The sequence below is a fragment of the Streptomyces sp. NPDC037288 genome (assembly GCF_055603265.1).
In genome coordinates this window covers 294070-308702 of record NZ_JBVJVY010000004.1, presented here as the reverse complement: position 1 = coordinate 308702, position 14633 = coordinate 294070, and the positions used below count along the sequence as shown (strand labels likewise).

Sequence of the window (14633 nt, the reverse complement as noted above, 5' to 3'; positions counted from 1 at the left end):
GCGTTCTCTCCAGGGGGACCACCACGACCTGCCGGCGACCGGAACGCTCCTCATCGAGGCCCCGGTTCGCCACCATCGTGGCCAACACGCCCGCGGTCGCGCCCCCCCCCAGCACTCCCAGGACCCACGCGATGAGCGGCAGCCACGCCTCGACGACATCGCTCACTCTTCGAAGCGGACTGTGCCTGAATCGCCAGGACCTCGCGCGGAGCGGTTCACCGCTGAACGGGTCTCATCGCAGCGGTCAGTGCTGCCGGCTGCCCATCTCCGCGGTGAAGAGCACAGGGTCGGTGTCGAAGCCCCGAATCATCTCGCGCATCTCCCACGCTCCGTAGGGGTTCCTCTTGAACTCCGCGACCGTCGCCGCCGTGGAGTCGGCGACCTGCGCGAAGTTGTCCGCCAGCAGCTGCTGGTATCCCTCTGCGACGACCGCCCCGGCGTTGGAGATGTTCCCGAACGTCCGGAGGCCACCGTTTTGGTGGATGGCGACACCGACCACCACCCGCCCGTACGCGTCCGACATCCGGTCGAATTCCAGGACCATCACCTCGACGAACCCGAATCCCATGCCGGTCTGACTGTGTCGGCTCATGTTGATGGTGCCGTCCGGTGAGCGGCTGTCGTGGTGCACGACGTACACCGGCCGTCCGTAGGGGGTGTCCACCGCGTAGGTCGCGGCGATGATGTCGAGGTGCCGGGGCGTTTCCCCCAGGGGGCTCGGGTCCCACTTGAGCCGTACCTCGACCTTGCCCAGCCCTTCGCCCCGACCACTCAACTTGCTGCTCCCCATCAGGTTCACCGCGAGACTCTCTCGCGCCATCAAGTATGTGTTCCCAACGGCACATTGATGCCTTCCTGGCGTACGGCATCCGACACAAACCCAAGGTCGATCTGCCGGTCGTGGATGCTGCGAACTCGTCGCCCCTCCACAAGCCTGTTGCCCGACGCGCCGACCGTGCATGATCCGCCCCGGACACGGCAGGCGCAGTGGTGGCGACGCCACGGCGGTAACACATATGGCCAGAAGCAGCGGGCGCAGCGGTTTCGGTAAGTCTGGAGAACCGGGCCAGGCCCCGAAGGCAGGCCCTCTCCGAGACGGTCCCGGCTAAGGAGGGCAACGCGTACACCCTCCCGCAGGACCGAGGAGAATGCCCGGATCGGCGCGGTCTTCGAGAAGTGTGACCAGGGCGCCCACTTCTGCACGGCGAGCGTGGTGAAAGTCCGGGCCGGAACATGCTGATCACTGCGGCTCACTGCGCCTTCGACGCCGACTCCGGACAGCCGGTGAACGACGTGGTCTTCGCCCCCCACTACCGCAACGGCGACGAGCGGCCCGGCGTGGAAGGTCAGCAGTATCAGTTCACCCTGGGGCCGGCCGGACCGGCGTTCATAGGCGCGGCCCCTGGGGTGAAGGGTTCTCTGCATGATGGCAAGACTCCGCCGCAGACACCCCTCTTGGCATGAGCCGCCATCAGGGCGCAGTCCGCAGGCGCGCTTCATGCAGGCTGTGAGTGGCTATCACGCATTGACTCGTCAGATGCTCCTGGGAAGTGACCGGCCTACGGCTCCCATGCCCCTGTTCTGCCGTCAGATAAGTCAGCGTTTCGTCAGCATCGGTCCTGGCGCATTCCGCGACGAGTGTCCGAGTAGGTGCATGGTCGGCGATGTCGCAACAGCCTGGTTCGCACGGAAGCCCAGGCAGGGAGCCTGCTCGCAGAGTGGAGCGATGTTCCTCACAATCATCGACTCCGATGCCTGCCGGTGTACAGTGAACAACGCCCTTGACCTGTACAAAGCAGGCAGGGAGCCGTCTTCCGGGAGTCCAAAGTGCTGCGTACTCTGTTCAAGTCCAAGATCCACCGCGCCACCGTCACCCAGGCCGACCTGCACTACGTGGGATCGGTGACCATCGACGCCGACCTCCTCGACGCCGCCGACCTGCTGCCCGGTGAGCTGGTGCACATCGTCGACATCACCAACGGCGCCCGGCTGGAGACGTACGTCATCGAGGGCCAGCGCGGGTCAGGAGTGATCGGGATCAACGGGGCGGCCGCCCATCTCGTGCATCCCGGAGACCTGGTGATCATCATCAGCTACGCTCAGGTCACCGACGCCGAGGCGCGGGAGCTGGAGCCGCGGATCGTGCACGTCGACGGCGACAACCGGATCGTGTCCCTCGGTGCCGACCCCTCCGAGCCGGTGCCCGGCTCGGACCAGCAGCGCAGCCCGCAGGCCGTCCGGGCCTGACCGGGGGCCCGCGCCGGACCGGACCAGGAGCGTGCCGAGCCCATGAGCGAGACCGAGATCCGCGACGACCGGGCGGCGGGTCGCCTGGAGGCCGTCGGTGAGGGCGAAGTGGTCGGCCACATCGAGTACTTCGTCCTGGAGTCACCCGCCCGCGCCCTGGTCCCGGTCCACACGATCGTCGAGCCCGCCCACGAGGGCAGGGGCATCGCCGGTTCCCTCGCCCGCGAGCTGTACGCCCTCGCCGAGCGCGAGGGCGTCCCGGTGGTGCCGCTGTGCCCGTACGTCCTCAAGTGGGCGGAGCGGCACCCGGAGGCCGCCGCGCCGGCCGGTCCGCGGCTGACGGCGGTCGCCAAGGACTGGCTCCGGGCCCACCCCGGCCGGTTCTGAACGGCGGCTCGCCCTGTCGGGTGAGTGACCGGGGGCCCGTCGGGTAGGCGGGGGAGTAGTCCAGAGGCGACGTCCAGCGACTGCCCGGAGGACACCATGACGAACCCGCATCCCGACCCGGTCCCGCCGGGGCCGGCGCCGGGCCCAGGACCCACCCCGCCGGACCCCTACCCGAGCCCCGTCCCACCGCCCGAGCCGGTCCCCCAGCCCACACCACCCCCGCCGGGCCCCAGCCCGACCCCACCCCCGGTCCCGCCGGATCCGTCCCCGTCCCCGATCCCACCGGGCCCGGAGCCGGTACCGAACCCGGAGCCAGGTCCACCGCTCACCTGAAGGCCGGCCCAGGGCAACGGCCCGAGGGGCGCGGGGCTGGATCACCATGTCGCCGCGCGGGTGCGCCCAGCCACGACGCACCCGCCCACGCCGACCGCGAATCCCCACTGCCCTCAGGCGGAGACCTCGGACCGGTCCCCGCCCCACAACGTGTGGAACGCACCCTCCCGGTCCACCCGCCGGTACGTGTGCGCCCCGAAGAAGTCCCGCTGCCCCTGTGTCAGAGCCGCCGGCAGGCGACTCGCCCGCAGCGCGTCGTAGTACGCCAGCGCCGCCGCGAACCCCGGCGTCGGCACCCCCAGCCGCGTCGCGGCGATCAGCACCTCCCGCCAGTCGTCCTGCGCGTCCGCGATCTCGCGCGCGAACGTCTCGTCCGACAGCAGGCTCGGCAGATCGGCGCGGGCGTCGTACGCGGCCCGGATGCGGTCCAGGAACGCGGCCCGGATGATGCAGCCGCCCCGCCAGATCGAGGACACCGCACCGAGGTCGATGTCCCAGCCGTACTCCTCGCTGCCCGCGGCGATCTCGTGGAAGCCCTGCGTGTACGACACGATCTTCGACGCGTACAGCGCCTGCTCGACCCGGTCGGCGAACGCCGCCGCCTCCGACTCGCCGAGCGCGGCCGGCTTCGGCCCCGCCAGATCGCGCGAAGCGGCCCGCAGCGCCGCGTGCCCGGACAGCGACCGCGCGAACACCGCCTCGGCGATGCCGGACACCGGCACGCCCAGGTCCAGGGCGATCTGCACCGTCCAGCGGCCGGTGCCCTTCTGCTCGGCCTGGTCGACGACGACGTCCACGAACGGCCTGCCGGTCGCCGTGTCCACGTGGGACAGCACCTCGGCGGTGATCTCGATCAGGTAGGAGTCCAGCCGGCCGGTGTTCCAGGTGCGGAAGATGTCCGCGATCTGCGCCGGCGTGTACCCGGCGACGTCGCGCAGCAGCTGGTACGCCTCGCCGATCAGCTGCATGTCCGCGTACTCGATGCCGTTGTGGACCATCTTCACGAAGTGCCCGGCGCCGTCCGGACCCACGTGCGTCACACAGGGCGCGCCGTCCGCCGCCTTCGCGGAGATCTTCTCCAGCATCGGGCCGAGCGAGGCGTACGACTCCTTCGAACCGCCCGGCATGATGCTCGGCCCGTGCAGCGCTCCCTCCTCGCCGCCGGAGATGCCCGTGCCGACGAAGTGGATGCCCCGCTCGCGCAGCTCCCGCTCCCGGCGCCGGGTGTCCGCGAAGTGCGCGTTGCCGCCGTCGATGATCATGTCTCCGGCTTCGAGGAGCGGCGCGAACTCCTGGATCACCGCGTCCGTCGGCTCGCCCGCCTTCACCATGATCACCAGGCGGCGCGGGCGCTCCAGGGCCGCCACGAAGTCCTCGGCGGTCTCGGCCGCGACGAAGTCGCCCTCGTGTCCGAACTCCTCCACCAGCGCCTTGGTCCGCGAGACCGTACGGTTGTGCACGGCGACCGAGTAGCCGTTGCGGGCGAAGTTCCGGGCGAGGTTGCGGCCCATGACCGCGAGGCCCGTGACGCCGATCTGCGCTGAAGTGCTCATACCGCCTGCTCCCTGGTTGCCTCGTTACTACGGCTCCGTCAGTACGGGTCCTCGCCCATCCTGACGTGCCGCTCCGGCGAACGCACATCCGGCCCGCCACGCTTGTGTACGGGGCGACGGCGCCTTCGGCCTCAGTCTCCGGCGGCTCGGTCCGCGGGCTTACGGTGCTTCGGGTCAAGACAGGGCCTTTCCCGGCCACTTGGGCGGCACGGGAGGCCGGTTTTCCGTCTTGTCATGGCCTGTTCGCGGCGCTTACTTTTGCCCCTCCTGACGCATGCCGAGGGGAATTCGGACATGGCCGTACGCGGCCGGCATCGCCGGTACCAGCCGAACAGGATCAACCGCGCCTCACTCACCGTCACGGCGGGCGGCGCCGGCCTCGCGATCCCGCTGGTCGCCGTCGGCACGGCCGACGCGGCCGACGCCTCCACCTGGAACAAGGTCGCCGCCTGCGAGTCCAGCGGTGACTGGAGCATCAACACGGGCAACGGCTACTACGGCGGGCTGCAGTTCACCCAGTCCACCTGGGCGGCGTACGGCGGCACCCGGTATGCCCCGCGCGCCGACCTCGCGCCCCGGGACCAGCAGATCGCCGTGGCCGAGCGGGTCCTCGCCGGGCAGGGGCCGGGCGCCTGGCCGGTGTGCTCGGTGCGGGCCGGGCTGAGCCGGGGCGACGCCGGCCCGCACACGGACAGCGCCGCGACCCGGCCCGTGAGCGCCGGGAAGAAGACTCCGGTACCGGACGTACGGCCGCAGACCACCCCGCAGTCGCGGGCCGGCCGGGCCGAGATGTACACGGTGGTGCACGGCGACACGCTCTCCGGCATCGCCGGCGAGCACCACGTCCGCGGCGGCTGGCGCGGGCTCTACGCCGGCAACCGCGCGACGATCGGTTCCGACCCCGACCTGATACTGCCGGGCCAGCGGCTCAGCCTGCGCGGCACGGCCGCCGGCTCCACCACGTCCCCGGCGCGGGACACCAACTCCCCGAAGCGGGATACCAACTCCCCTAAGAGGAAGGCCCCCTCGGAACACAGGAGCGCACCGCACCACACCGGGTCCGCCAGCCGCACGCTCGTCGCCCCCGTCCACGCGCCCATCGGCACCGGCTACCGCGTGGCCGGCGCGCACTGGTCGAAGGGCTACCACACCGGGGTCGACTTCCTCGTGCCGACCGGCACCGCGGTGCAGGCCGCGGAGGCCGGGCACGTGGTGGCCGCGGGCTGGGGCGGCTCGTACGGCTACCAGGTGGTGCTCCGGCACGCCGACGGCCGCTACACCCAGTACGGCCATCTGTCGGCGATCTCGGTGCGGACCGGGCAGACGGTCGGCGCGGGGCAGCGGATCGGCCGATCCGGAGCCACCGGAAACGTGACCGGCCCGCACCTGCACTTCGAGGTGCGCACCGGACCCGGCTTCGGCACGGACATCGACCCGCTCGCCTATCTGCGGGCCCGCGGCGTCAGGATCTGACGCAGGTACGGGGCGGGTCCGAGGCGGGCCGCGGCACAGGGACGTGCGCGTGCGGCGCGGTGTACGACGCGGGGAGCACAGGGTCGGCCGGCGGCTCGGAGCCGCCGGCGTTCTCCCCGCCGCCCGGTTGCGGCGCCAGCAGGTCCCGCAGCACCGGCGCGCCGAGCACCCCGGCGGCCTCCGGGGGCCCGGCCCGCTCCGGCTCGGCCGGCGGTGCCGCCACCCGCTGCTGCGGCACGCCGGGGCGGGCGTCCGCCACGGCGGCAGCCGCAAGGGAATCGGCCAGGGATTCCGCAAGGGAATCGGCAAGGGAATCCGCAAGGGCGGGCACCCCGCTGCGCTCGATCCGCTCGGTGGTCAGCATGATCAGGCCGCCCGCCGCCACCACCCCGCAGCTCACGGCGAGCGCGGCGCCCGTGCCGCCCCAGCGGAACGTCTCGCCGAACATCAGGATGCCGGCGGCAGCCGCCAGCACCGGGTTGACCACGGTCAGCGTGGCCAGCGGGGCGGCCAGACCGCCGCCCCGGTAGGAGGCCTGGGACAGCAGGACGCCGGCGACGGCGAACAGGCCGATCACCGCCAGGGAGGGCAGCTCGGACAGGCCGACGCCGTGGGACCAGTCGACGGCGACGGTCTTGGTGAACACCGACGACATGCCGAACGCGACGCCGGAGGCGGTGGCGAACAGCACACTGCGCACCGCCGGGTGCCGGTGCGCGGCCAGACCCGCGCACATCAGCGCCACGACGGCGCCGCCGGTGACCAGCGAGACCGCCACCCGCTGGGCCCCGTCGAGGGAGTGGGCGTCAGAGGAACCGACCAGGGACAGCAGACCGGCGAGACCCACCGTGGCCATGACCGCACCGCGCCAGGCGGTCGGCCCGGCCCTGCGGCCGGCGAACAGCGCCGCCATGGGCAGCGCGAAGACGATGGTCAGCGCGCCCAGCGGCTGCACGAGGCTCAGCGGGCCGCAGGCCAGCGCCACCACGTGCAGCACGCCGCCGAGACCGTTGAGCGCCAGCGCCCCCCACCAGCCCGGCCGGCGCAGCGGCAGGTACGCGGGGGCGGGTGAGGACATCGCCACCTGCTCCTGCACGATCGCGCCGGCCGCGTAGGCGAGGGCGGACACGAACGACAGCAGCACGGACAACGCGAGGGCGCTCATCGGCGTCTCCTCTGCGGGGGGCGGGGGCCCAGAGCCCGGCGTGGCGGACGGTCGGATCGCATGGCCAACACTCTGCCCGCCCGCGCTCTTCCCGTCGTCGTCCCTGAGCACGCCATGCGTCCTACTGCCGATGGAGTACACCGGCCGCGCGATCATCCTCGGGACGGGTGCGCAAGGTGGAGACCTGGGGCTCCGGGCCGGGAACGCGCCTGGTACCACTGCTTGTCGTGGACCTCGACCCCGCTCTCGCCGCCCTCCGCCCGCTCGGCGGCTTCTTCGTCCTGCATACGGCCCCGGGCCCGGCCGAGGCCGCCGGCGGACCGGATCCCGGGCGGCTGCCGACACTCGCGGAGACCTACGAACGAGTGACCCGGGACGATCACCGTGATGCCCTGACGGAGCGCGTGGCCACGGTCGCGGACCGGCTGCGCACGCGCGAGCCGCGCGTCGCCGCCTCCGTCGCCCAGCAGGGGCTGGCCGCCCGGCTGTGGTCCGCGGCCCTCGGCAGCGCCGTGCTGTACGGGCAGTTGCCCGACCTGGACCCGCGCCTGCTGCGCTGGGATCCGTCGGCCGCGGCCCCCGACGACCTGTACCTGACCGACCTGCGCCCGCGGCCCGGCGACGCCGCCACCCTCGCCGCCACCGTGCTGCACGGCCACCTGGAGCCGCTGGGGGCGGCCCTGCGCGCCCGGTACGGCAGCGCGCCCGGACTGCTGTGGGGCAACGCCGGCTCCGCGCTCGCCGGAGCGGCCCGGGAGCTGGACCGCTGGGCCCGCGCGCACGGCCATACCGATGTGGCCGGCCGGGCCCGCGCCCTGACGGACGAACTCTTCACCCACCCCCTGCTGCGCACCACCGGCACCCGCACCGGCACGGCCTTCCGCCGCCGCAGCTGCTGCCTGTACTACCGGGTGCCCGGCGGCGGGGTCTGCGGCGACTGCTGCTTCACCCGGCCTCCGCGCTCTTCCCCACGGGCCGCGTCTGGGTGACCATGAAAAGGAACCTGCCGCCGAGACCAGGGGGTTGTCGGGTGCGAGTGGGACTGCTGACCCGGGAGTACCCCCCGGACGTGTACGGCGGCGCCGGTGTCCATGTGGAGTTCCTGGCCCGGGAGTTGACCTCCCTGGTCGACCTGGAGGTGCACTGCTGGGGCGAGGGCCGCGGGGTGGGGGTCGTACGCCACCGGCCCTGGTCCGCGCTGGACGGCGCCAACGACGCGCTGCGCACCTTCTCCGTGGACCTGTCCGTCGCCGCCGCCCTGCAGGGCCGCGAACTCGTCCACTCCCACACCTGGTACGCGAACCTCGCCGGCCACTTCGCCAAGCTCCTGTACGGTGTCCCGCACGTGCTCACCGCGCACTCCCTGGAGCCGCTGCGCCCCTGGAAGGCGGAGCAACTGGGCGGCGGTTACGCGCTGTCGAGCTGGGCCGAACGCACCGCGGTCGAGGCCGCCGACGCGGTGATCGCCGTGTCCGGAGCCATGCGCGAGGACATCCTCGCCTGCTACCCGGCGCTCGACCCGGCCGCCGTGCACGTGGTGCACAACGGCATCGACACCCGCCTCTACCGCCCCGACCCCGGCACCGACGCCCTCACCCGGCACGGCATCGACCCCGGCCGCCCGTACGTCCTGTTCGTCGGCCGGATCACCCGCCAGAAGGGCGTGCCCCGTCTGCTGCGGGCGGTACGGGACATCGACCCGGGCGCCCAGGTCGTGCTCTGCGCGGGGGCGCCCGACACCCCGGAGGTCGACCGGGAGTTCCGGCAGCTGTTCGAGGAGCTGAGCCGGGCCCGCACGGGTGTGTTCTGGATCCCGCGGATGCTGCCGCGCCCGGAGGTGGTCCAACTCCTCACGCACGCCGCGGTGTTCGTCTGCCCCTCGGTGTACGAACCCCTCGGCATCGTCAACCTGGAGGCGATGGCCTGCGGCACGCCGGTCGTGGCCTCCCGGGTCGGTGGCATCCCGGAGGTCGTGGACGACGGCCGCACCGGTGTGCTGGTCGACGTGGACGAGGAGTTCGAGACGCGTCTGGCGTGTGCCCTGGACACCGTCCTCGGTGACCCGGCCGCCGCCCGCCGGATGGGCGAGGCCGGACGGGAGCGCGCGGCCGGGGAGTTCGGCTGGGACGCCGTGGCCCGGCGCACGGCCGCGCTGTACGAGGAGATCCTCAAGCAGGCTTAGCCCCGTTTGCTCGGGGCAGCCATGGTTCAACCAGGGTGAGGGGAGCGGCCATGCGTCGTGGAGGGCCTTCCGTACTCGGGATCGTACTGGCGGGCGGCGAGGGAAAGCGTCTGATGCCGCTGACCGCCGACCGCGCCAAACCAGCCGTCACCTTCGGCGGCACCTACCGCCTGGTCGACTTCGTCCTGTCCAACCTGGTCAACGCCGACATCCTGCGCATCTGCGTGCTGACCCAGTACAAGTCGCACTCGCTGGACCGGCACATCACCACCACCTGGCGAATGTCCAGCCTGCTCGGCAACTACGTCACCCCGGTCCCGGCCCAGCAGCGTCTGGGCCCGCGCTGGTACCTGGGCAGCGCCGACGCCATCCTGCAGTCGCTCAACCTGATCCACGACGAACAGCCCGAGTACGTCGCGGTGTTCGGTGCCGACCACGTCTACCGGATGGATCCGCGGCAGATGCTGCGGCAGCACATCGAGAGCGGCGCGGGCGTGACGGTGGCCGGGATCCGGGTGCCGCGCGCGGAGTCCTCGTCCTTCGGGGTGATCACGCCGGGTGCGGACGGCCGCGCGGTCGAACGCTTCCTGGAGAAGCCCGCCGATCCACCGGGCCTGCCGGACGATCCGGAGACGGTCTTCGCCTCGATGGGCAACTACCTCTTCACCACCAAGGCCCTCGTGGAGGCGCTGCAACGGGACGCCGAGGACGGGCAGTCGGCGCACGACATGGGCGGCTCGATCCTGCCCCAGCTCACCGCCCGCGGCGAGGCGCGGCTGTACGACTTCAGCGAGAACCACGTACCCGGCGAGACCACCGGCGACCAGGGCTACTGGCGGGACGTGGGCACCCTCGACGCCTACTACGGGGCGCACATGGACCTCATCGCCGAGCGCCCGGCGTTCAACCTCTACAACCGCCAGTGGCCCGTCTACACCCACTCGGGCCAGCTCTCCCCGGCCCGCTTCAGCGCGGGCGGCATCGCGGGCGAGTCCATCATCAGCGCGGGCTGCCTGATCCGCGGTCAGGTCACCCGGTCGGTCCTGTCCCCGGGCGTACGGGTCGACCCGGGCGCGGTGGTCCAGGGCTCGGTGCTGCACGACAACGTGCGCATCGGCCGGGGCGCGGTGGTCCGCGGCGCGGTCCTGGACAAGAACGTCGAGGTTCCGCCCGGCGCGACCATCGGCGTCAACCCGGAGCGGGACGCGGAGCTGTACACCGTCTCCAAGGGCGGCGTGATCGCCCTGGGGAAGGGGCAGCGGGTGGCCTGACGGATCCTGCGTCAGGCGCCCTGTGTCCGCGACGCGTCCGGTGTGATTCCCTCTGGTTGCCCGGGTTTGGGTCGTTCGCCCTTCAGGATGCAGGCAACGACTCGAACTTCCGGAGGTCATCCGACATGAGAGGGACCCGGCGCACGCGGCTGTGCCTGGCCGGGGTGATGGCAGCGTCCGCGTTGATCGCCACCCCCGCCACCCCCGCCGCACGGGCTGCCGAGCGGACCGACGGCCACCTCACCGACCTGGTCAACCCGTTCATCGGGAGCCAGGACGAGGGCAACACCTTCCCCGGTGCGGCCGTGCCCTTCGGCATGGTGCAGCTCTCCCCGGACACCGGGCACAACACCGGCTACGACTACACGCAGAACCGTGTTCGCGGCTTCTCCCTGGTCCATCTCTCGGGCGTCGGCTGCCGCATCGGCGGCGACCTGCCCGTGCTGCCCACCACCGGTGACGTCACGCAGACGGACTACACCCAGTACGCGGCCGGCTTCTCGCACCAGGACGAGGCGGCGAGCCCCGGCTACTACCGCGTCGGCCTGTCCTCCGGTATCCGCGCCGAGCTGACCGCGACCGAGCGCACCGGTGTGCAGCGCTACACCTTCCCCGCCACCGGCAAGGCGAACGTCCTGCTGAACGCGGCCCAGTCGCTGCACAAGGCGGTCTCCAGCACTGTCGAGATCCTCGACGACCGCACCGTGCGCACCACGATCACCGGCCGTGGCTTCTGCCGGGACACCGGCCCCTACACGGTCTACACGATCACCCGCTTCAGCCGGCCCTTCACCGCCTACGGCACCTGGGACGGAAAGACCGTCACCCCCGGCTCCCGCAGCGGGCACGGCGGCGCCTACGTCCGCTTCGACACCACCGGGAACCGTACCGTCGAGGCGACCACCGCCCTGTCGTACGTCGACGCGGGCGGCGCGGCCGGCAACCTGCGCGCCGAGGGCGAGCGGTCCTTCGACGCCGTGCGCGAGCGGGCCCGCGAGGAGTGGGAGAAGAGGCTCGCCGCCGTCCGGGTGCGGGGCGGCACGAACACCCTGCGCCGGACCTTCTACTCCTCGCTGTACCGGTCGTTCCTCGCGCCGAACATCGGCAGCGACGCTGACGGCCGCTACCTCGGCTGGGACCGCCGTACCCACCGCGCCGACGGGTTCACGTACTACCAGAACTGGTCGCTGTGGGACACCTATCGCACCCAGGCCCAGCTCCTCGCGCTGCTCGCGCCGCACGAGGCACGGGACATGGCCCGCTCGGTCGTCGCGATCGCCGAGGACGGCGGCTGGCTGCCCAAGTGGGGCTACGGCCCGGTCGAGACGAACGTCATGAGCGGCGATCCGGTCACCCCGTTCCTGACCACGGCGTATCAGACGGGGCTGCTCAAGGGGTTCGAGGAGCGGGCCTACCGGGCGCTGAAGAAGAACGCCGACGGCGTCCCGCCCGCCGACTACCCGGGCATCGGCCGGGAGGCCAACGCCGAGTACCTCGCGCACGGCTTCGCCCCGTTCATCAAGGACCGCCCGCTGGCCAAGCTGGGCGACTCCGACTACCACCACGGCGCCTCCGTCACCCTGGAGTACGCGCTCGCCGACGCCATGCTGGCCCAGATGGCCCGCGGACTCGGCCATGAGGCGGACGCCGACCGGTACGCGGCCCGCGCCCGGAACTACCGGACCATCTTCGACCCGTCGACCGGCTTCTTCCGTGCCCGCGACGACTCCGGCGCCTTCACCGGCTCGGCCGACCCGGCGCTCGGCACCGGCTTCCACGAGGGCACCGCCTGGCAGTACCAGTGGCTCGTGCCGCAGGACGTGCCCGGCATGGTCCGGCTCATCGGCGGCGAGCGCGCCGCCAACGAGCGCCTGGACTCCTTCTTCGCCTACGACCGGCTGCTGGCCGACCCCGCGAAGACCGCCCGCGAGGTGTGGGTGCACGGCAATGCGTACGCGTACTACAACGCCGACAAGTACAACCCGATGAACGAGCCCGACCTGATCGCGCCCTACACCTACCTCGCCACCGGACAGCCGTGGAAGACCACCGACGTGGTGCACGCCGCCCTGACCCTCTTCACCGACGGGCCCACCGGCATGACCGGCAACGACGACCTGGGCACGATGTCCGCCTGGGACGTGCTGTCGTCCATCGGGCTGTTCCCGATCCAGCCCGGCTACAGCACCTGGGGCCTGTCGACCCCGGTCTTCGACCGCGTCGACCTCACCCTGGACCGCCGGTACTGGCCGAGCGGCGGGCTGACGATCGCCGCGCCCGGCACCTCCGCCACCGACCGCTACATCCAGACCGTCCGCGCCGACGGAACACCGCACGAGCGGACGTATCTGACGACGGGTGCGCTGCGCTCCCTGCGCTCGCTCGCGTTCACGGTCGGCCCGCGCCCGTCTGAGTGGGGTACGTCACCCGAGGCGGCGCAGCCCGTCCTGAAGTGACCTCACGTATCCCTTGGTCCCGCCCCCTTTGCCGGGGCGGGACTTAATCTGCTGTTAACTGAGCGTAGCCTGATCGTACTTGACCGTAATCGTCTGGCGGGGATTGACTGCGAAGCACTGTAGATCCACCCGTCGTCGACGCGTGAGGCAAGCCCTTGACTTCCGACCTGCTCGCTCCCCTCGACCTGGCGTTCTGGAACATCGAGTCCGACCGGCACCCGATGCACCTCGGCGCGCTCGGCGTCTTCGGCTGCCACTCTCCCACCGCCGGTGCCCATGCCGCAGACCTGCTCGCCGCCCGCGCCGCCGCCGTACCCGGGCTGCGCCTGCGCATCCGCGACGTGTGGCAGCCGCTCGCCTTCGGCGGTGCCACCCGGGAACCCGACCCGGACTTCGACCCGCTGAACCATGTACGGCTGCACGCCCCGACCGCCGACTTCCACGCGGTCGCCGGCCGGCTCATGGAGCGCCCCCTGGAGCGCGGCCGGCCGCCGTGGGAGGCGCACGTCCTGCCCGGCGAGGACGGTGTCTCCTTCGCCGTCCTCTTCAAGTTCCACCACGCCCTCGCCGACGGGCTGCGCGCGCTGAAACTCGCCGCCGGCGTCCTCGACCCGGTGGACATGCCCGAGCGGGCGCCCCGCGCCATCGAGCCGCCGCGCGGCCTGCTCCCCGACGTCCGCAAGCTTCCCGGGCTCGTCCCCGGGCTGGTCAGGGGCGCGCTGTCCGACGTCGGACGGGCGCTGGACATCGGGGCCTCGCTCGCCCGGTCCACCCTGGGTATGCGGCCCGTCTCCGCGCTGATCTCGGCCCCCAGTGGTACCCGCCGCACCGCCGGGGTCGTCGTCGACATCGACGACGTGCACCGGGTGCGCAAGGCCGCCGGCGGCACCGTGAACGACGTGCTCATCGCCGTCGTCGCCGGGGCGCTGCGCCGCTGGCTGGACGAGCGCGGCGACGGCAGCAAGGGGGTGGCGCCCCGTGCGCTCATCCCCGTCTCGCGGCGCCGTCCGCGCACCGCCCATCCGCAGGGCAACCGGCTCTCCGGCTATCTGATACGGCTGCCCGTGCACGAGCCCGACCCGCTCAGGCGGCTCGACACCGTGCGCACCGCGATGCTCCGCAACAAGGACGCGGGGCCCGACCGGGGCGCCGGCGCCGTGGCGCTGCTCGCCGACCACGTCCCGGCCCTCGGCCACCGGCTCGGCGGACCGCTCGTCGGGCAGGCGGCCCGGCTGTGGTTCGACATCCTCGTCACCAGCGTGCCGCTGCCGGGGGTGGGGCTGCGGCTCGGCGGGCACGACCTGGCCGAGGTCTATCCGCTGGCCCCGCTCGCCCCGGGCCAGGCGCTGGCGGTGGCCATCTCGACGTACCGCGGGCGTGTGCACTACGGGCTGGTGGCCGATGCGAAGGCCGTGCCGGACCTGGACCGGTTCGCTCACGCGGTGTCGGCCGAGGTGTCGACCTTGCTGTCGGTGTGCGAGGTCTGACCGGTCTCCGGCCGGCCTCCCACCGGCACCACGCGTACCGCCTTCGTCGCCGGGTGCGGATGGCCCCCGTGGGGGGGGC

12 protein-coding genes are annotated in these 14633 nt (G+C 72.3%); 9 read left to right on the top strand and 3 right to left on the bottom strand.

The window, feature by feature from the left end; all coding sequences use genetic code 11:
• Positions 1 to 244: 244 nt before the first annotated feature.
• Positions 245 to 790 (bottom strand): TerD family protein, encoded by a 546-nt coding sequence (locus ACZ7GZ_RS07325; protein WP_471021694.1) that lies wholly within the window; start codon positions 788 to 790, stop codon positions 245 to 247.
• Between the two features lie 443 nt (positions 791 to 1233).
• Here ACZ7GZ_RS07325 and ACZ7GZ_RS07320 point away from each other — a divergent pair, with 443 nt between their 5' ends.
• The 3 genes from ACZ7GZ_RS07320 (at position 1234) to ACZ7GZ_RS07310 (ending at position 2634) form a co-directional block, all read left to right on the top strand.
• Entirely contained in the window at positions 1234 to 1464 is a 231-nt protein-coding gene (locus ACZ7GZ_RS07320; protein WP_471021691.1) for a hypothetical protein, read from the top strand.
• Positions 1465 to 1827: 363 nt separating this feature from the next.
• Positions 1828 to 2247, top strand: a complete 420-nt coding sequence (panD, locus tag ACZ7GZ_RS07315) for an aspartate 1-decarboxylase (RefSeq protein ID WP_471021690.1) — start codon at positions 1828 to 1830, stop codon at positions 2245 to 2247.
• Positions 2248 to 2289: 42 nt separating this feature from the next.
• A complete protein-coding gene (locus tag ACZ7GZ_RS07310) occupies positions 2290 to 2634 on the top strand; it encodes a GNAT family N-acetyltransferase (RefSeq protein ID WP_471021689.1) in 345 nt (114 codons plus the stop codon).
• 446 nt (positions 2635 to 3080) lie between these two features.
• On the opposite strand, the gene gndA is transcribed toward ACZ7GZ_RS07310, so the two are convergent.
• Positions 3081 to 4520, bottom strand: coding sequence for an NADP-dependent phosphogluconate dehydrogenase (gene gndA / locus ACZ7GZ_RS07305; protein ID WP_471021687.1), 1440 nt, complete (start codon positions 4518 to 4520; stop codon positions 3081 to 3083).
• Between the two features lie 294 nt (positions 4521 to 4814).
• Between gndA and ACZ7GZ_RS07300 the strand changes: the two genes are divergently transcribed.
• A complete protein-coding gene (locus tag ACZ7GZ_RS07300; RefSeq protein ID WP_471021686.1) occupies positions 4815 to 5993 on the top strand; it encodes a transglycosylase family protein in 1179 nt (392 codons plus the stop codon).
• Here ACZ7GZ_RS07300 and ACZ7GZ_RS07295 read toward each other — a convergent pair.
• A complete protein-coding gene (locus tag ACZ7GZ_RS07295; protein ID WP_471021685.1) occupies positions 5983 to 7158 on the bottom strand; it encodes a DMT family transporter in 1176 nt (391 codons plus the stop codon). The two genes, ACZ7GZ_RS07300 and ACZ7GZ_RS07295, sit on opposite strands and share 11 nt — an antisense overlap.
• Before the next feature lie 227 nt (positions 7159 to 7385).
• On the opposite strand from ACZ7GZ_RS07295, the gene ACZ7GZ_RS07290 reads away from it, so the two are divergent.
• The 5 genes from ACZ7GZ_RS07290 to ACZ7GZ_RS07270 all read left to right on the top strand — a co-directional run bounded on the left by ACZ7GZ_RS07290 (position 7386) and on the right by ACZ7GZ_RS07270 (position 14554).
• On the top strand, positions 7386 to 8147 hold the full coding sequence (locus ACZ7GZ_RS07290; RefSeq protein WP_471021755.1) for a (2Fe-2S)-binding protein: 762 nt from the start codon (positions 7386 to 7388) through the stop codon (positions 8145 to 8147).
• 41 nt (positions 8148 to 8188) lie between these two features.
• The gene (gene glgA / locus ACZ7GZ_RS07285; RefSeq protein ID WP_471021684.1) at positions 8189 to 9340 is read left to right on the top strand and encodes a glycogen synthase; all 1152 of its coding nucleotides are present in this window, start codon (positions 8189 to 8191) and stop codon (positions 9338 to 9340) included.
• A 50-nt stretch (positions 9341 to 9390) separates the two neighbouring features.
• Positions 9391 to 10611 (top strand): glucose-1-phosphate adenylyltransferase, encoded by a 1221-nt coding sequence (glgC, locus tag ACZ7GZ_RS07280; protein ID WP_471021683.1) that lies wholly within the window; start codon positions 9391 to 9393, stop codon positions 10609 to 10611.
• Between the two features lie 125 nt (positions 10612 to 10736).
• Positions 10737 to 13067, top strand: a complete 2331-nt coding sequence (locus ACZ7GZ_RS07275) for a GH92 family glycosyl hydrolase (protein ID WP_471021682.1) — start codon at positions 10737 to 10739, stop codon at positions 13065 to 13067.
• 155 nt (positions 13068 to 13222) lie between these two features.
• Positions 13223 to 14554, top strand: a complete 1332-nt coding sequence (locus ACZ7GZ_RS07270; RefSeq protein ID WP_471021681.1) for a wax ester/triacylglycerol synthase family O-acyltransferase — start codon at positions 13223 to 13225, stop codon at positions 14552 to 14554.
• The last annotated feature ends 79 nt before the right edge of the window (positions 14555 to 14633 follow it).